Source organism: Saccharopolyspora sp. NPDC050642 (genome assembly GCF_040654735.1).
In the GTDB taxonomy this organism is placed as follows: domain Bacteria; phylum Actinomycetota; class Actinomycetes; order Mycobacteriales; family Pseudonocardiaceae; genus Saccharopolyspora; species Saccharopolyspora elongata.
Genome location: NZ_JBFAIN010000021.1, coordinates 68,422 through 85,455, shown reverse-complemented (window position 1 = coordinate 85,455; position 17,034 = coordinate 68,422). Strand labels below are relative to the sequence as shown.

Annotated in this window: 15 protein-coding genes; 10 read left to right on the top strand and 5 right to left on the bottom strand. The window is 71.0% G+C overall.

What is annotated here, in order from left to right; all coding sequences use genetic code 11:
- Window positions 1-83: 83 nt before the first annotated feature.
- Both AB0H93_RS27780 and AB0H93_RS27775 read right to left on the bottom strand, forming a co-directional pair.
- Complete coding sequence (locus tag AB0H93_RS27780; RefSeq protein WP_358576247.1) at window positions 84-899, bottom strand: SAM-dependent methyltransferase; 816 nt, start codon at window positions 897-899, stop codon at window positions 84-86.
- 129 nt (window positions 900-1,028) lie between these two features.
- The gene (locus AB0H93_RS27775) at window positions 1,029-1,961 is read right to left on the bottom strand and encodes a LysR family transcriptional regulator (protein WP_358576246.1); all 933 of its coding nucleotides are present in this window, start codon (window positions 1,959-1,961) and stop codon (window positions 1,029-1,031) included.
- A gap of 83 nt (window positions 1,962-2,044) precedes the next feature.
- Here AB0H93_RS27775 and AB0H93_RS27770 point away from each other — a divergent pair, with 83 nt between their 5' ends.
- Both AB0H93_RS27770 and AB0H93_RS27765 read left to right on the top strand, forming a co-directional pair.
- Entirely contained in the window at window positions 2,045-2,806 is a 762-nt protein-coding gene (locus AB0H93_RS27770) for a sulfite exporter TauE/SafE family protein (RefSeq protein WP_358576245.1), read from the top strand.
- Between the two features lie 186 nt (window positions 2,807-2,992).
- Window positions 2,993-3,160, top strand: coding sequence for a hypothetical protein (locus tag AB0H93_RS27765; RefSeq protein ID WP_358576244.1), 168 nt, complete (start codon window positions 2,993-2,995; stop codon window positions 3,158-3,160).
- A gap of 208 nt (window positions 3,161-3,368) precedes the next feature.
- Here AB0H93_RS27765 and AB0H93_RS27760 read toward each other — a convergent pair whose 3' ends face one another.
- A complete protein-coding gene (locus tag AB0H93_RS27760) occupies window positions 3,369-4,652 on the bottom strand; it encodes a hypothetical protein (protein ID WP_358576243.1) in 1,284 nt (427 codons plus the stop codon).
- 255 nt (window positions 4,653-4,907) lie between these two features.
- Here AB0H93_RS27760 and AB0H93_RS27755 point away from each other — a divergent pair, with 255 nt between their 5' ends.
- Both AB0H93_RS27755 and AB0H93_RS27750 read left to right on the top strand, forming a co-directional pair.
- Window positions 4,908-8,669, top strand: a complete 3,762-nt coding sequence (locus AB0H93_RS27755; RefSeq protein ID WP_358576242.1) for a CHAT domain-containing protein — start codon at window positions 4,908-4,910, stop codon at window positions 8,667-8,669.
- Window positions 8,670-8,696: 27 nt separating this feature from the next.
- The gene (locus AB0H93_RS27750) at window positions 8,697-10,301 is read left to right on the top strand and encodes an Hsp70 family protein (RefSeq protein ID WP_358576241.1); all 1,605 of its coding nucleotides are present in this window, start codon (window positions 8,697-8,699) and stop codon (window positions 10,299-10,301) included.
- A gap of 59 nt (window positions 10,302-10,360) precedes the next feature.
- On the opposite strand, the gene AB0H93_RS27745 is transcribed toward AB0H93_RS27750, so the two are convergent.
- Entirely contained in the window at window positions 10,361-11,149 is a 789-nt protein-coding gene (locus tag AB0H93_RS27745) for a hypothetical protein (RefSeq protein WP_358576240.1), read from the bottom strand.
- 101 nt (window positions 11,150-11,250) lie between these two features.
- Here AB0H93_RS27745 and AB0H93_RS27740 point away from each other — a divergent pair, with 101 nt between their 5' ends.
- The 6 genes from AB0H93_RS27740 to AB0H93_RS27715 all read left to right on the top strand — a co-directional run bounded on the left by AB0H93_RS27740 (window position 11,251) and on the right by AB0H93_RS27715 (window position 15,780).
- Window positions 11,251-11,922 carry a response regulator transcription factor gene (locus tag AB0H93_RS27740; protein WP_358576239.1) on the top strand — a complete coding sequence of 224 codons (672 nt, stop codon included), beginning with the start codon at window positions 11,251-11,253 and terminating at the stop codon, window positions 11,920-11,922.
- Between the two features lie 41 nt (window positions 11,923-11,963).
- Window positions 11,964-13,334 carry a HAMP domain-containing sensor histidine kinase gene (locus AB0H93_RS27735; RefSeq protein ID WP_358576238.1) on the top strand — a complete coding sequence of 457 codons (1,371 nt, stop codon included), beginning with the start codon at window positions 11,964-11,966 and terminating at the stop codon, window positions 13,332-13,334.
- The gene (locus AB0H93_RS27730) at window positions 13,331-13,816 is read left to right on the top strand and encodes a hypothetical protein (RefSeq protein ID WP_358576237.1); all 486 of its coding nucleotides are present in this window, start codon (window positions 13,331-13,333) and stop codon (window positions 13,814-13,816) included. The genes AB0H93_RS27735 and AB0H93_RS27730 overlap by 4 nt, the downstream gene beginning before the upstream one ends.
- Window positions 13,817-13,933: 117 nt before the next feature.
- Complete coding sequence (locus AB0H93_RS27725; protein ID WP_358576236.1) at window positions 13,934-14,443, top strand: GNAT family N-acetyltransferase; 510 nt, start codon at window positions 13,934-13,936, stop codon at window positions 14,441-14,443.
- Window positions 14,444-14,482: 39 nt separating this feature from the next.
- Window positions 14,483-15,118 carry a hypothetical protein gene (locus AB0H93_RS27720; RefSeq protein ID WP_358576235.1) on the top strand — a complete coding sequence of 212 codons (636 nt, stop codon included), beginning with the start codon at window positions 14,483-14,485 and terminating at the stop codon, window positions 15,116-15,118.
- A gap of 8 nt (window positions 15,119-15,126) precedes the next feature.
- The gene (locus AB0H93_RS27715) at window positions 15,127-15,780 is read left to right on the top strand and encodes an RES family NAD+ phosphorylase (protein ID WP_358576234.1); all 654 of its coding nucleotides are present in this window, start codon (window positions 15,127-15,129) and stop codon (window positions 15,778-15,780) included.
- 111 nt (window positions 15,781-15,891) lie between these two features.
- Here the strand turns inward: AB0H93_RS27715 and AB0H93_RS27710 are convergent, their stop codons facing one another.
- Window positions 15,892-17,004: an oxygenase MpaB family protein gene (locus AB0H93_RS27710; RefSeq protein ID WP_358576233.1), complete on the bottom strand. Its 1,113-nt coding sequence runs from the start codon at window positions 17,002-17,004 to the stop codon at window positions 15,892-15,894.
- Window positions 17,005-17,034 lie beyond the last annotated feature (30 nt).

Sequence of the window (17,034 nt, the reverse complement as noted above, 5' to 3'; positions counted from 1 at the left end):
GGCGGCTTCCCACCGCTGAGCCTGCTGCACCGAACGCTCAAGGCCAGCCAGATCATCGGCGGCCCTGCATGGGCTTGCACCGTTCAGGGCTTGCGGGCTACTCCGCCGAGGAGGTTGTGCTCCGCGTCGGAGGGTTCGTTCAGGCGGGGGCCGTCGGGCCACCAGTCGAACAGGTACGTCAGGCCCGGTTCGATCATTTCCAGGCCGTTGAACAGCGCCTGGATCTCGTGGCGCTTCCGGTAGAAGCAGGTGCCCATGGTCTCTTTGAAGGCGGCTTGGGCGTCGTCCGCCAGCTTGCCCCGGGATGTGCCGTCGTCCGGGTGGTAGAGGTGCGAGATCGCGAGGAACGAGCCCTGGGCCAGGGCGTCGACGTAGGTCGACATGATGCCGGCCGGATCCCGGTCGGTCGCCACGTGGTGCAGGGTGTTGCCCTGGATCAGCGCCACCGGGCGGCTCAGGTCCAGGTACTTGGTCACCACCGGGTTCTGGAGGATCTCCGCGGGGTTTCGCATGTCCCCGAACTCGAAGTGCGTGTACTCGTTGTCGACCAGCAGCGCCCGGCCGTGCGCGACGACCGACGGGTCGATGTCGAAGTAGACCACCCGCGCCTCGGGGTTGATGCGCTGCGCCGCCTGGTGGGTGTTCTCCGCGCTCGGCAGGCCCGAGCCCAGGTCGAGGAACTGGTCGATGCCGGCCGGCCCCGCGAGGTAGCGGACCACCCGGATCAGCCAGCCCCGGCACTGCTTCCCGACCTGCACCGCGTCCGGGGCGATCTTCAGGATCTGCTGCAGGACCTCGCGGTCCACCTCGAAGTTGTCCTTGCCGCCGATGAAAGCGTCGTACACCCGCGCGATGCTCGGCTTGGAGGTGTCGATCTGCGTCCTGTCAACAGCTGCCATGGTCGAATCCGCTCGGTCCGGGTGGCGATGATCACGACAGGTTAAACCCGTTCGGACGATTCCCAAGGCGTTTCGGGAGAAATCCTGCGCACTTGGCAAGGGCGGGTAGGCAGCGCGGCCGGGCAGCCGTCATGGGCCGACGGGGTCTGCGCGCGTGTTGCGGGAGGCAGGATCGAAGAGGGCGGCGTGACGCAGGTGTTCGGCGAGCGAGGCGACGGCCGTCGAGGCGGCATGGTCCTTGACGCCCCAGGCCAGCAGATGGTGGCGGCGAGCCCAGGGGTCTTGCAGTTCGCACACCTCGAGTGGCTGGTGGGGGTCGATGGCGGGACGCGGTACGACGGCGAGTCCGACTCCGGCGGCGGCGAGGGCGACGAGGACGTTGAGATTGGCGACAGTGGTGCGGTAGCGCACCACCGGGGCGTGCGGCGCGAGGTGCTTCTCGATCCAACGGCGCAGCGAGGAGTCGGCGTTGAGTCCGATGAGAGGGTGTTCGGCGACCTCGCTGTAGGTCAGCGCGGTCCGCTCGGCGAGGATTCCTCCGGCCTGGCCGATCACGACGAGGGAGTCGTCGCCGAGGGGCTCCATGTGCAGGCCGCAGGCACGGGCCTCGCCATCGAGGACCACGCCCAGGTCCGCCTCGCCGTCGGCGAGCATCCGGACGGTCTGCGGGGTGCGGCTCTCGGACACCGTGACGTCGACGTCCGGGTGTGCTCGGAGGAACGAGACCAGGGCCTTCGGCACGAGCCGGTGCATCGCGGAGCCACCGCCCAGCAGGGTCAGGGGAGCGGTGGGCGACCGGGTATAGCTCGCGACGGCACTTTCGAGTCGAGCGGTCTGGGCGAGCACGTCCCGTGCGTGGCGGGCCAGGGTCGTCCCGGCCGGTGTCGGCCGCACGCCCCGCCGGCCGCGGATCAGCAGTGCCACGCCGGCCTGGCCTTCCAGCGAGCGCACTCTCGCGCTGGCCGAAGGCAGGCTCAGGTGCATCCGGCGAGCACCCGCCGTGATCGACCCCTCGGTCACGATGTGGAGGAAGAGCCGCAGGTCGTCCAGGTCATAGCGCACCGCCTCAGCCTAAGTCCCAGCCTTAGGCCGGGTACGTCGATTACGCATTGTGGACCCACTGGTCACGGGACGATGCTCGGGCTGTGATCGAGATTTTGCTCGTCCTGCTGACCGGCATCGCCGCAGGAGCGCTGAACGCCATCGGTGGCGGGGGCACGTTCGTCGCGCTGCCCGCTCTCGTCGCGTTCGGCCTGCCACCGGTGACCGCGAACGCGTTGTCGCGGGTCGCCCTCGTGCCTGGGGCCGTGGCCAGCGCGTGGGTCTACCGACGCGAGCTCACCCCGGTCGGGGGAACGTCCACGAAGGCGCTGACGGCGATCAGCATGGTCGGCGGCGGGGTCGGCGCCGGCCTGCTGCTGGCACTGCCGGCATCGTCGTTCGACGCCGCGGCGCCCTGGCTGCTCGCCTCCGCCACGCTGATCCTCGCTTTCGGGCGGCGCCTCCCCCAGGCATTGAGCACCGTGCTGGGACGCTCGTTCCGCATGAGTCCCCGAGCCGTCCTGATCGGTCAGTTCTTCCTCGCCATGTACGGCGGATACTTCGGCGGTGCCGTAGGCATCACGATGCTGGCACTGTGGAGCATCGGGCTCGGACTCGACGCCGCGGCCAGCAACCCGATGCGGGTCGTGCAGCTCGCGGCCGTCTTTCTCAGCGCGGCAGTGCTGTTCCTCTTCGCTTCGGACGTGCTGAGCGCTCCGCTCGTCCTCGCCGCCATGCTGGTCGGCGCGGTGGCCGGCGGCTGGGCCGGCGCCCACCTCGCCCGCCGTCTCCCCGCCTCGCTGCTGCGGGGCAGCATCCTGGCCATCGCTGTGATCATGACTGCCATGTACTTCTTGCGCGGCTGAGCATGCGGGGAGCGAGCTACCGCACCGAGAGCCGGCCGTTCCGCGCGTAATGCCGATCCGATCGGTGAGCGCGAGCAAAAGCCCGACGGCACCACCTGTTCCCCCTGTCACCGCGCCGATTTTCGCCGGCCCGGTCCCAAATCGACGACATACCGGGAAGCACTCCTGATCGCTCGGAGGAGAGAGATGGCCACACCGTCGTCCGGCACACCGTCCGATGTTGCCCGGCTGCAGCGACAGTTCGCCGTGCGCGCTTTGGCCCTCGCGCTCCTCCTCGGCATCACGGGCGAAATGCTGCTGACCATTCTCGCCGCGCTCATCGGTCTCGGACTCCTCGTGCTATCGGCCGAGTGACCCGCGGGCGACCGACCCCGCCCGAGGCGTGCCCATGCGTCTGAGAGCACCGGTACCTCCGCCTCGGCCGAGACCGGTTCGAAGCGCACCGGCAGGCTGCTGATCCCGGCGCGGAGGTTGGAGCAGATCGGCGGACTGACCGGCGATCCCCGTGGCTTTTCGGGAGAAACCCGGCCCGGGAGGTTCCCGGGCCGGATCTCACAACCCTTCAGCGAGGCACGCTGTAGAGCACGCGTTTGCCTGGGTGCTCCGTCACCGTCCAGACCTCGTTCTTGCCCGGCCAGTACGACAGATCCTCCACGCCGATCGCCACCTCGCGATCCGGACCGTCCACTGTGAGCACTCCTGCTCCGGTCGCCTTGTCCGGCAACGCGGCCTGGAAGTGGCCCGGACCGGTTGTTCCTCCGCCGGTGCTGCTTAGGTACCAGCGGCCGTCCGTCGCCGTCGCGCCTTGCACGCGCGGTTTCGGCAGGCGGAGCGCCGACTTCGCTCGCCAGATGCCGTCGCCGTCCGGGCTCGGCAAGCCCGTTGCCCCGTCCAGGTTCCAGCGCGCTACCCGGCCGTTCAGGTTCGGGTCGCCCTGGTCACCGCAGTACTCGCCGGTCAGCAGCGTGTCCGGGTTGGTGCTGCGGTCCAGCGACACGTACGAGTAGCGCTGCCTGCCTCCCGCCAGGCATTTGTAATCGGCCGGGTGGTCGACCACGCCCTCCGGGTTCGACCAGCCCGCCACCTGCGGCATCACGTAGCGGTAGCCGAAGCCGTAGTACACGTTGTTCTGGCGGCCCACCTGGTTCTGGTCGGCCGTGTCGCCGTTCGTCGCCGACTTCAGGTCGAAGATCGACCGCATGTCGAACACCCGGATGCCGCGGGCCGTGTCGACGAGGTAGAGGTAGTTGCCGTACCAGACGATCCCGCCCGCGTGGACGCTGCCGCCGTTGCCCGCCTGCGGCGTGGTGACCGCCTCGTAGGACGGGTTCCCGTTGCTGTTGATGTACGGGTAGACGAGCAGCACGTGCTGGTACTTGCTGGTCGCCGGGTCCAGGAAGGAGACCCGCACGCCCTTCACCGGGCTGGTGTCCTTGTTGTACCAGCTGACCAGCAGGGCCTGCTTCGTCCCCCACTGCTGGTCTTCCTGCGCGTCCGCGACGGTCGTGACGCCCTGCGGCATCCACTCCGTCGTATCGGTGTCGCCCGCGTTGAAGCAGAACTTGCGCAGCGTCGGTTCCTTCATCGTGTCCAGCGCCGGGGAGGTGCAGGCACTTCCGGTGCTGCCCTGGCGGTTGGCCTGGTCCAGGATGTTCTGCACGCCGAGCTTCGGCAGTTGGGCGTCCAGCTTGTCGACCCTCGACTGCAGGTCACCGCTGGTGTTGTTGAGCACGAAATCGTTGAGGTTGGGCGCATCCGCCGGGGCCGCCGCGGCGGGTGAGGCGGCCAACGTCGTCGTCACCACGGCCGCCGATAACGCCGCGGCCAACAGGTTTCGTCTGCTCACCGGTGTCTCCTTCTGGTCGAGAGCGGCGAACATCGGGAGGCTACGCGGACAAACGCTGCGACAGAACGGAATTCACCTGTTCGCCCGCCACCGTTCGGCCGCGTGGCGGGCGCCGGTTGGGTGCCTGGCTGGTCCCCATTCCGCAATTTCCATTGAAATCGAACCTTCGATTTCAATGGAAATTGCGGACCGACCTCGGGGTGGGGGCGTCGGCGGGGCCTTAGGGTGGGTTCTCGATCGGTTCGGGGAGGTTCGGTGACTGGCGATCCGGCGGAGCTCGACGAGGCCATCGCGCAGCGGTACGCGCAGCTCACCGAGGAACTCGACGACGAAACCGCCTACCAGGTCCTGGTGGAGCTGGCGGACTTGCTGCTGCACCGTGCCGAGAGCGCCGACATCGACGACGTCATCGAGGTCGCCGGGAACCTGCTCGACGCCCTCGCCGACGACTCCCCCGCCCGCGCCGCGCCGCTCTACCAGCTGGGCCTGGCGCACGCGATGCGCGCCGAGCGCGGCGCCCAGGAGGAATTCCGCGCCGCCGTCGGCTACCTGCGACAGCTGCGGCCGCTGCTGCCCGACGATTCCGCCGAGATCGTAGCCCGGATCGGCCTGATCACCGCGCAGGCTGCGCTCGTCCTGGAAGCCTTCGAGCACGTCGACGACGCACTGGCCGATCTCGACGCTGCCTTCGGACAGTTACCGGACTCGTTGCTGCGGAACCAGATCCGCTTCCGGCGCGGCGCGATGCACCTCACCCGGTACCTGTCGATGGGCGGCGGCGAAACCGATCACCGGACCGCCACCGAGGACCTCACCGCGACGCTCGACGTGCCGTCCGACGTGCGCACCTCGGACGCCTGCCACATCGGCCTCGCCTTCCTGCTGCTGACCGCGGAAATGCCCGCCGAGCTGCGGCAGGGCCCCATCGCCGCCGATGTCGCCGACCGGATCACGCTGACGGCCCCGGCCGAGGACCTCGCGGAGGTGCGCCGCCACCTGGACGCGATCTCCCCCGACGGAGCCGGCGACGGCTCCGTGACCACCTTGAAGGTCATCGTCAACGCAGTGGGGAACCTGGACGGCTCGACCACCGAGGACTGGACGACCGCGATCGGCGAACTCGACGACGCGAAGAGGTCGTGGCCCGACGAAGAACCCGGCAAGCGGGAAATCGCCGCGCTGCAAGCGGGTTTGGCCACGAAGCTCGCCGAGGTCAGCGGCAGCGCCGAGGACGCCGACGCCGCGACCGCCCAGATCGCCGCGGCAGCCGCGGCCTTGCCCGCCGACCACCCCATGCGTTCGCTGCTGCTCACCGGGCTGCGCTTCGCCTCCAACCCGCCCGGCAAGGCCGCCCCGGACCTCGATCCGGCCGAGAACGCCGCGGTGATCCGGCGGCTGGAGCAGGCGCTGGAGCAGTTCTCGGACGACGACCCGGACCGGGCGACCGTGCTCACCCAGCTGACGTCGACGCTGTTCAGGTCCGTCGCGACCGACCGCGCGCAGTCGCCGGCGTCCCTTTCCCGGGTCCGGGAGCTGAGCGAACAGGCGATCCGCCGCGGCGGCGCCGACCGGGTCAACGCCGGGATCAACCACTTCCTGCTGGGCGCCGCCGAGAGCTTCCAGGTGATCAACGACCGCGCTGAGGAGAAGCTCGGGGCCGCCGTGGCGAACATGCGGCGCGCCGACGAGCTGCTGCCCGCCGACCACAAGTTGCGGCCGCTGATGATGCCGTGGCTGAGCTGGCTGCTCACCCAGCGGTTCATGGCCTTCGGCGGCCAGGAAGACCTAGACGCCGCCCGCTACTACGCGGCGGCCAACGACGGGAACGACCAGGTCACGCGCTTCGCCGCGGCCGTGAGCCGGCTTTCGCCGAACCGGCTCGACGCCGCCACGCTGGACGGAGTGGCCGCAGAGCTCGAAGCGCTGGCATCGGAGATGTCGCCGGGGGACTTCCTCCAGCCCAGGATCGCGAGCGCACTGGGAACGGCGCGAATGCTTCGGAACCTCCTCGACGGCGACGAGTTGAGCTTCGACGGTGCCCGCTCCGGCGAGGCGCGCGACGCGATGAACGCCGTCCTCGACGCCGTGGCCCGGGTTCCGGAGCACCACGTCGACCAGCCGAACGAGACCCTCGGCGCCGCGAACGCGCTGGTCGTGCAGGGCATGGCCACCCGGGATCTCGCGCTGCTCAACCGCGGTGTCGGCTTGATGGTCGAGGTCTGCGGGAAGACCGACCTGTTCCCGCGCGAACGTCGGCACGCGCTGGACATGCTGGGGACCGCGTTGCGGGTCCGCTACGAGTTCACCCGCGATCCGCGCGATCTCAACAACGCCGTCGACCGGTTCGAGCAGGTGCTCCGCGAGTTCGAGCTGGAGCCGGGCGCGTTCGAGACCGCGAACCTGTTGAACTCGCTGGCCGACTGCTACGCGACCCGCGGCGACGTGGTGCGCCGCGATCCGCAGCGCGCGGTGCAGAACGGGCTTGAGGCGTTGCGCGAGCGGGCGCGCAACGTGCTGCTGCAATCCAGCGCCCGCCGCGCGTTGGACACCGCGAACACCGCGTCCGGCGAGGCGGTGCAGGTGAGCCGGTGGTGCCTGGCGTCGGGCCGGCCGGAGGCCGCGGTGCAGGCGCTGGAGCTGGGGCGCGGCATGGTGCTGCACGCCGCGACGGTCGACGCGAACATGCCGGCCCTGCTGCGGGAGAACGGCCACGCGGACCTGGCCGAGCGGTGGGAATCCGAGGTGGGGCAACAACAACCGTGGGATGTCGGTGGTGCCGGCACGGCCAGCGTCGCCGATGCCGCGCTGCCCAGCGACCTGCGGTACCGGGTGCTGCGGGCCTTCGACGGCACCGCCGCCGAAGCGCACCTGCTCGCTCCGCCGCCGGTCGCGGAGATCGCCGCCGGGTTGCGCGCCGCGCGCACCCAGGCCCTCGTCTACCTGCTGCCCGGGGCCGCGGTGCTGGTCACCGCCGATGGGCGGGTCGAGCGGGTGGAGTCGCCGCAGCTCACCGAGGACGGCCCGGTCGCCCGGTTCGACCGGCTGCAGCGGGAGCGCGCCCGGGGCGACGACGTCGAGGAGCAGTGGCGCGCGGCGTTGGCGAGCGTCTGCGACTGGGCGTGGACCGCGGTGCTGAACCCGGTGCTGGACCTGGTCGCCGCCGGTCCTCGCGAGCGACCGCTGCGAATCGTGCTGGTACCGACCGGAAAGCTCGGAACCGTGCCGTGGCACGCGGCGCGACGGCGGGTGCCCGGCGGCAAGGTCCGGCACGTCTGCCAGGACGCCGTCATCTGCTACGCCGCGTCGGCGCGGCAGTTCGTCGAGGCCGGTCGGCGCGAAACCCGTTCCTGGGCAAGCGAACCGGCGCTGGTGCGGACGCCGGACCTGCACTTCAGCCGGCACGAACTCGGCCACATCCACGAGGCGCACTACGGGCACGGCACCTACCTGGGCAAGCCGCCCGACCCGCGGCGCCGCCGGCAACGCCGCGAGCCGCCGAAGCCCGCCGAGGTGCTAGCGCTGCTGCCCACCGCCTCGCTGCTGCACCTGGCCTGCCACGCCACCCCGGCCGAGCTGCCGATCGAGTCCGCGCTGCTGCTCGGTTCCGGAGAAGTGCTGCCGGTGCAGGACATCCTGCGCCAGGCGCGGGACCGGCCGCGGGATGCCGCCGGGGCGCTCGTCGTGCTCGCGGCCTGTGCCAGCGACCTCACCGACCGGCAGCACGACGAGGTGCTGACGCTGTCCACCGCGTTCCTCGCCGCCGGTGCCGCCGGCGTCGTGGGCACGCGCTGGGAGGTCGAGGACCTGCCCACGGCCATGTTCATGATCGTGTTCCACCACTACCTCAACGCCGGCTACGCCGATCCGGCGAGCGCGCTGCGGGCCGCGCAACTGTGGATGCTCGACCCGCGCCGCCGCCCGCTGCCCGGCCTGCCCGAAGAACTCTCGCTGTTCTTCGCCGACATCGACCCCGCCGAGCTCGCGCACTGGGCAGGATTCACTTACCAAGGCCGGTAAACGTCGGCCCTGATCGAGAGGAGTCCCATGGCGTCGGCGACGTTCGGCATCGACCTCGGCACCACGCACTCGTGCATCGCGCACATCGACGAGGCCGCTCGCCCGGTGATCGCCAAGAGCGCGGTCGGCGAGGACACCACGCCCTCGGTGGTGTACTTCGAGCGGCCCGGCACGGCGCTGGTGGGCACGGCGGCGAAGAACTCCGCGCTGCTCGCCCCGCACCTGGTGGCGCAGCTGGTCAAGCGCGACATGGGACGCAAGAACACCGAGTTCACCTACCACGGGAACCGCTACACGCCGGAGAAGATCTCCGCGCTCATCCTGCGCGAACTCGCCCGCGCGGCCGAGGAGAACACCGGGCACACCGTGCGCGACGTGGTCATCACGGTGCCCGCCTACTTCGGCATCGCCGAGCGCGACGCGACCCGCAAGGCCGGTGAGATCGCCGGGCTGAACGTGCTCGACGTGCTGGACGAGCCGGTCGCCGCCGCGCTGCACCACCACGCGCTGGACAACGCGCCGCAGACCCGGCACGTGCTGGTCTACGACCTCGGCGGCGGCACCTTCGACACCACCGTCATCCGCGTTTCCGGCGACGACATCAAGGTGGTGTGCACCGACGGCGACGGCCGGCTCGGCGGCGCGGACTGGGACGAGCGGATCACCGACCACCTGCTGGCCGCGTTCCGGGACGCGCACCCGAACCTGGATCCGAGCGCGGACGAGCTGGCCATGCAGGAGTTCGCCGACCGCGCCGAAGAGGCCAAGAAGGCGTTGAGCGCCACCATGTCCCGCAACGTCGCGCTGCGGGCCGCGGGTGCCGCGGTGACGGTGCCCTTCACCCGGGATCAGCTGGAGGAGCTCACCGCCGACCTGCTCGACCGGACGATGACGATCACCGAGCGGATCATCGAAACGGCGCGCGGCAAGGGCGTCGAGCGGTTCGACGAGGTCCTGCTGGCGGGCGGCATGACCCGGATGCCCGCCGTGGCGGCGGAGCTCAAGCGGCGGTTCGGGCTCGACGCCCGGCTCTCCGAACCGGACCTCGCCGTCGCCAAGGGCGCGGCGCTGTTCGCGCTGATCAGGCAGGCCAAGAAGGTCCAGGGCGCGCCGGCCGAACGGCAGCTGGGGATCAGCGCGGCCGACGTCGATGCGATGGCCAGGAAGCGGGTCGCGACGGTGGTGCCGCGGGCATTCGGCGTCAAGGCGCTGGATCCGCGGGACCCGCTGGCGCTGACGGACCCGATGCGGGCGCGGCAGATGGTGGCGCACCTGCTGCACGCCAACACCGAGCTGCCCGCCGACACCGGCCCGTACCCGTTCCAGACGGCCATCGACAACCAGCGGATGGCCGAGATCGAGGTGTGGGAGCAGGCCGGATCGACGCCGTCGGACGAGCTGGCCGACAACACCAAGGTGGGGCACGGCATGCTCACCGGCATCCCGGCCCGGCTCGCAGGGTGCCGGATCGAGATCACCTTCCACATGTCCGAAACCGGGGCGCTGACGGTGCACGCGAAGGAGTTGGAGAGCGGCAACGACGTGCGCTTCGAGCTCGAGATCGGCGGCATGGACCAGAAGGCGGTGGCCAAGGCCCGCACCGACATCGCAGGCCACCAGGTGAGCGGCTAGAGAGTGTTTCGAAGTTCGTTTTCCACCGCAAGCGGCGACCGCCGCTTGTAAAACACGATCTAGCCCAGCAGCGCGGACAGTTCCGCGACCTCGGCCGTCACGCGGCTTTCCGCCTTCGCCAGCGAATAGCCCTCCGGATGGTGCGTGAGCACCACGACGATGTACCGGTCGCCGCTGCCGACCAGCCCGCTGGTGTGCACGTCCACGCCGCCGCGCCCGGCCGCCCACGCCTGCTTGACGCCCCACTCCTCGCCGGGCAGCGCGCTGGGGATGCCGAAGTGCTGGTCGGTGCCGTCGGCGGCGGTGCGCGCGGCATCGCGCAGCGGATCGAGCAGCAGGGCGCGCTTCTCCTCCGGCAGCTCCAGGACGTGCTGGTACACCTTGACCACGTCGTTCGCGGTGATCAGCGTGTCGCCCCAGCGGCCCGGCGTGTCCGGGGGTTCGGTGTCCGACAGGCCGAGGTCGGCCGCGACGCGGGTGACGATCTGCGGCCCGCCACCGGAGGACCACAGTTCGCTGGCGATGCCGTCGTCGCTGTGCGAGAGCATCCGGGTCATCCGTGGACTCGGCCGCTTCGGCGTGACGATCCCGCGCTCGACCAGGTCGAGCCCGATGAGCAGCTTCACCAGCGACGCCGACCGGAACTGCCGGTCCGCGTGGTCGGTGTGCAGCGTTTCCTGCTCGACGCGGTCGAAGACCACCGTGCTGGAGTCGGTATCCCCGGATGCCTGGCCGAAGCCGAACGCGATGGCAAGGGTCGCCACCACGACCAGCGCTGCGACGACCGGCCACCTGCTCCGCCGCCGGGGGCGCTGTGCCCGCAGCGGCCTGGTCTTTGCTTCCAACATGGCTCCAGCGTCGCGACGCGATGTCGGCGTCAGGCCTTGGTCATGTCATGGTTTCGCTACAGAACCACATGGGTGCCGCGGTGGAGATCCATAATCGGCCGGTGCCGAATGTGCTGCTGATAGAGGACGACCCGGCCGTCCGGGCGGGACTTTGCCTGGGCCTTCGCCGGCACGGACACGCGGTGGAGCCGGCGCCCGACGGGGAAGGTGGCCTGCGGCTGCTGGGCGCCGCGGACATCGTGGTGCTGGACGTGATGCTGCCCGGGATCGACGGTTTCGAGGTGTGCCGCCGGATCCGGGCCGCCGGCAACCTGCCGATCATCATGCTCACCGCCCGCGGCGACGACATCGACGTGGTCAGCGGCCTGGAGGCGGGCGCCGACGACTACGTGGTGAAACCGGTGCAGGCGCGGGTGCTGGACGCGCGGATCAAGGCGGTGCTGCGCCGCAACGGCGGTGGCGCGGACCAGGACCGGGAACGGCACGGCGACCTAGTGATCGACCGCGCCGCGCTGGAGGTGTCGAAGGCGGGCGAGCCGGTCCCGTTGACGCCGACCGAGCTGCGGCTGCTGCTGGAGCTGTCGAAGGTGCCCGGCCACGTGCTCAGCCGCCAGCAGCTGCTGAACCTGGTGTGGGAGCACGAATTCCTGGGCGATTCGCGGCTGGTCGACGCCTGCGTGCAGCGGGTGCGCATGAAGATCGAGGACGTGCCGGGCTCCCCCGTCTACATCCGGACCGTGCGCGGTTTCGGCTACCGGTTCGGCCCCCTGTGATCGGGCGCTTGCTCGGCAGGACGCGGGGAATCCGGCCGCGGATGGTCCTGATCGTCACGTTCGTCGCACTGCTGGCGACGGTCGCGGCGACCGGGGCGAACTACGTCTCGGCCCGCCGCACCGTGCTCGCCACGACGCAGGACCACTTCATGCAGCAGCTGCGCGACGACGTCGACCGGCTGGCCCCGGACCTCCGGCTGCCCCTCGACCAGGCCGCCCTCGACGAGCTCGCCGGCCGGCTCGGCAGGCACACCGTCGTCGTCCAAGGGAACCTGACCACGAAGAACGCGATCTACCCGGAACTGGAGATCCCGGCCGACCTGCGGGCGACGGTGCGCGACGGTACGAGGATCGTGTTCCAGCGGGTCGAGGTCCGCCGCACCGTCATGCTCGTCGTCGGCATGCCCGTGCTGACCACCGACGAGCACTTCCAACGCCACCCGTCCGGGCTGGAGGTGTACGGCTGGCTCCCGCTCTACGAACAGCAGCGGCAGATCCAGGAGTTCGCGACGAACGGCTGGCTGACCGGCGCCGTCGCGGTGCCGCTCGCGGTGATCGTCGCCTGGCTCGCCGCCAGCGCGGTGCTCCGGCCGGTGCGCCGGCTGCGCGATGGCGCCCGCAGCCTCGCCCGCGGCGACCTGACGACGCGGCTGCCCGCCCGCGGCTCGGACGAACTCGCCGAGCTGGCGCGGACTTTCAACGACAGCGCGGCCAGCCTGGAGGCTTCGGTCGGCGAGCTGCGGCGGATGGAGGCCGACTCCCGGAGGTTCGTCGCCGACGTGTCGCACGAGCTGCGCACTCCGCTGGCCGCGATGACGGCGGTCAACGAGGTGCTCGACGAGGAAGGCGCGGGGCTTCCCGGCGACGCCGGCACCGCCGCCCGGTTGATCAGCTCGGAGACGAAGAAGCTCGCGCGGCTGGTGGACGACCTGATCGAGATCTCCCGGTTCGATTCCGGCACCGCGCGGCTCGACCGGCAGGGAACCGACCTCGGGGAGCTGATCACCGGGACGCTGCGCACCCGCCAGTGGGGCGACCGGGTGGAGGCGGACCTGCCGTCGGGGATCGTCGCCGAGGTCGATGGCAGGCGGGTGGACGTGATCGTGGCGAACCTGGTGGGCAACGCGCTCCGGCACGGCGAGCCGCCCGTGCGGGTGCGCCTGCGCAGCGCCGACGGGCAGGCCGTCGTCGAGGTCACCGACAACGGCCCGGGACTGCCGGAAGCCGTGCTGCCGCACGTTTTCGCGCGGTTCTACAAGGCCGACGCGGCGCGCACCCGGTCGGAGGGCAGCGGGCTCGGACTGTCGATCGCGATGAAGAACGCGGCGTTGCACGGCGGCACCATCGAGGCGGGCAACCAGCCCGGCGGTGGCGCGAAGTTCACGCTGCGGTTGCCCCTGGAGGTCTCGTGAAACGCATCGCCTTGGCGGCCGTGCTGCTGGTGCTCGCCGGTTGCGGCGTGCAGCCGACGGACGTGGTGCTCGCCGGGAAAGCGCCGGACGGCATCGCGCGGGGGCCGGTGCTGTACTTCGTGACCGGCGAGCCCGGCCAGGTCAGGCCGACGATCCGGGAGACCGGCCGGCTCGGCACCGTGACCGAGGCGCTCCGCCTGCTCGCCGCCGGGCCCACCCCCGCCGAAGGCGCGGCCGGATTCCGCACGGAACTGCCGTTCCTCACGACCGAGCAGGTGTCGGCCGGCACCCCGGACGACGGGATCGTGACCGTGCAGCTCCCGGTGCCGCCGAGCACGTTGTCCGCTCTCGCATCGACGCAGCTGGTCTGCACGGCCGTCGGGGTCAGCGCGATGGCCGGGGCGAACGCCAAGAAGCTCATGGTGCAGCTCAGCGGTTCGGGCGAGGTCGGGAAACCGGTGCTCTGCCCGGCCGACGGCTAGGCCGCGCCCGGAACTCCCAAGCCCGGCGGCAGGGGCTGTCCGGGAAATCGCCACAGCCCACGCGCCACTTCGAGGGCACAAGCCCCTACCCGCCACAGCCTCTATAGCCTCGCGGTCATGGCGGACTGGGAGCTTCGGGACTCGTCGGCGGCGGACGTCGAGGCGGTGGCCGAGCTGCGGGCCGTCGTGCTCCGAGCGGATCTCCAGCGGCTCGGCCGGTACGACGAGCAGCGCGTGCGGCAGCGGCTGCGGGACGGGTTCGAGCCGGCGCACACCTGGGTGATCGAGGTGGGTGGCGCCTTCGCCGGCTGCGTGGCGCTGCGCCCGGCCGAAAGCGCCTACTGGCTGGAGCACTTCTACCTGGCCCCGGACCTGCAGGGCAGGGGCATCGGATCTGCCGTGCTGGGCAGCCTGCTGGAGCGGTGCAACCGGGAGGACGCCTTGGTCCGGCTGAACGTGCTGCAGGGCAGCCCGGCCCGGAAACTGTACGAGCGGCACGGGTTTTCGGTCGAGACCGAGGACGCCGTGGACGTCTTCATGGTGCGCGCCCCGGCATCGCGAGCGCCCGGCAGTCGGCCGGGCTTCCGCGATCCCGGCCCCGTTTCGTCGGATCTTGGTGTTGACTGAACCGCGGACACCGGACGCGCACCGGAGAGGAGGTCGACGTTGAGTCAGCAGCGGATGTTGGACGTGCTGGCGACCGAGTGGGACGACGTCGCCGACCGGCTCGACCCCGAGACGTTCACCAGGCTGGTCGCGCTGGTCGCCGAGCTGCAGGACGCGGCGGATTCGGAGACTTCCGCGCTGATCGCCGAGGACATCGCCTCGCTGCTCGGGGACGTGCTGCCGGTGACGCACCCGGTGCGCCGGGCGCTCGCCGAACCCGTGTCGCGGTTCCGCCGGCCGGAGGTGGACTGGCAGCGGCTGAGCACGGACCTGAGCGACCGGCTGGCGGATTCCGCGCCGCGCGCCGACCTGGACCGGCTGCGCGCGGCGGATTCGCTGGACGCGCACCAGGTTTCGGCGGGCGGCGGCGACCCGGCCGACCCGGACCTGATCCGGCTGCCGGGCGCCGACGGACCCGCCCGGTGGCCCGCGTTCCAGTTCGACGCCGCGGGGGCGCCGCGCGAGCTGGTGCGCACCGTGAACCGGTACCTGCGCGCCGCCGACGACCCGTGGGGAGCGGCGGACTGGTGGCTCGGGATCAACGACTGGTTGGGCGGGGTGCCTGCCGAGCTGATCGGCCGGGTCACCGACCGGGCGTTGATCGACGCCGCCCGCGAAGACTCGGCGGAGGTGTGACCGTGCCGATGGCCACCCCACCGCTGGAGTTCGAGGCCGCCCCGACCCGGTACGTGCTGCCCGCCGACACCACTCTGTTCCGGCTGCACGACCGCAGGCGGCACGCGGCCGAGTTCAAGCCCGCCCAGGCCGGCAACGCGCCGGGCGGCCGGTTCGACGGCACACCGTCGGACCCGTTCCCCAGCTACTACGCCGGATTGCAGGTGACGACGGCGTTGGCTGAAGTGCTGCTGCGCAACCTGGGCTTCGGCGGCAACGGGCAGCGGCTGATCCGCCGGGCGCAGATCGCCGAGCGACGGCTCAGCGCCGTCCGCACCGCCCGCGAGCTGACCCTGGTCAGCCTGCTGACCGGACCCGATCTGGCCGCGGTCGCGCAGGATTCCTGGCTGGTCGACACCGAGGGCAAGGACGCCTACGAGCGGACCCGCGACTGGGCGGCGTGGATCCGGGCGCAGGCGGAGTGGGCGGACGGGCTGATCTGGCCGTCCAAGCGGGACACCGGTAATCCGGCCCTGGTGCTGTTCGGCGACCGCTGCGGAGCGGACGGCCTGGACGGCGAAGAACCGGAACTGCAGATCGACCTGGACACCCCGATCGGAGAGGCCTGGCTGGCCAAGATGCTCGCCCCCTACCGCGCAGTGGTAGCCCCCAGACCGAACTGACACCCCGGCGGCCACGAGCCCGTGGGGCGCTGCCGTGCGGAACGAGCGAACGGCCCGTCCACCTCGTCCGTCGAGGCGAACAGGCCGTTCGCGAAGTGGGTATTCGGCAGGTCAGGAAGGTTCCGTCAGGCCTGTGGGGACCTGCCATTCGTAGCGGCGCCCCTTGTTCGTCATGCGCAGCCCTTCCTTGAGCGCCACCCGACCGAACTCGCTGGCGAGCGTTCCGGCCAACGGCACCTTGTCGCCGGTCTTGCCGTAGCCGAAGCTCAGGCCGGACTGCAGCTGGAGCCCCAGGGACGTCCAGTCCGCAGGCGGCACCGCGAGGATGTCGGCGGTCCGGTCACCGGCCAGGTGGCGCATCAGGCTCGGGCCCACGCCGGCGAAGGCCGGGCCCGGGAGCACTTCGCGGATGAAGTCCAGCAGGGCCTTGGTCATTTCCCTCCCGGCTTCGGAAGGGGCCTGCTGCCGTTCGAGGATCCGGTCCTTCAGCGCCACCGCGGAGTCGAAGTCGGACGGGTTGAGCCGCTCGTCGACGCCCAGGACGTGGCCGATGACGCGCCAGATGTGGAAGAAGTCGTCCCGGTCCCGGGCGGGCAGCTCCACGCCCAGCCGCTGCAGGCCGAGCGGGATCACGACGGCGAAGCTCAGCAACGTCCCGGCGAGGTCTTCCTGGTTGATCGGGATGCCACCGTTGTTGTCCCAATCACCCAGGCTGGAGACGTGGTAACGCATGGTCGCGTGCAGCAGGCGGATCTTCTGCGCGGATCGCACGCCCCGGCCGTCTGCGCCGAGCCCGCCTTCGTCGAGCACGTCGACCACGAACTGCGAGGTCTCCACCAGTCGCCGGTAGACCTGCCCGGTGAGCCGCTGCGACCGGCGCAGGACCTGCACGCCGTTGGCACAGGCGTAGCAGAGCGGGAGCGATCCGCACAGCAGGGTCGAGAGCACGTGCGGCTCGTAGCGGCCCAGCAGATCGTTGCCGCGCTCCATCCGGGCCGGATCCGCCCAGTCCGGCAGCACCGAGGACCGGTCGAGGTAGTCCCGCAGCTTCGGCGGCAGGCCGTCGGGTATCGCCTGCCCGTTCCGGCCGAACCCGAGCAGTGCCTGTCTGACCGGTTCCTCCTGCCCCGCCGCGTAAACCTCGGCGATGGCGTCGTCGGCTCCCGGGTCACCGGCACCGCGCATCCGGTCCAGCAGGTCATCGGTCCAACGGACATCCGGCATCTCGAACTCCCGTCACGTGCCGCCCGGCCC

Coding starts and splice junctions, on each gene's coding strand:
- AB0H93_RS27780 (WP_358576247.1), bottom strand. CDS start 899: ATGGCAGCTGTTGACAGGACGCAGATCGACACCTCCAAGCCGAGCATC.
- AB0H93_RS27765 (WP_358576244.1), top strand. CDS start 2,993: ATGGCCACACCGTCGTCCGGCACACCGTCCGATGTTGCCCGGCTGCAG.
- AB0H93_RS27750 (WP_358576241.1), top strand. CDS start 8,697: ATGGCGTCGGCGACGTTCGGCATCGACCTCGGCACCACGCACTCGTGC.
- AB0H93_RS27745 (WP_358576240.1), bottom strand. CDS start 11,149: ATGTTGGAAGCAAAGACCAGGCCGCTGCGGGCACAGCGCCCCCGGCGG.
- AB0H93_RS27735 (WP_358576238.1), top strand. CDS start 11,964: ATGGTCCTGATCGTCACGTTCGTCGCACTGCTGGCGACGGTCGCGGCG.
- AB0H93_RS27725 (WP_358576236.1), top strand. CDS start 13,934: ATGGCGGACTGGGAGCTTCGGGACTCGTCGGCGGCGGACGTCGAGGCG.
- AB0H93_RS27715 (WP_358576234.1), top strand. CDS start 15,127: ATGGCCACCCCACCGCTGGAGTTCGAGGCCGCCCCGACCCGGTACGTG.
- AB0H93_RS27710 (WP_358576233.1), bottom strand. CDS start 17,004: ATGCCGGATGTCCGTTGGACCGATGACCTGCTGGACCGGATGCGCGGT.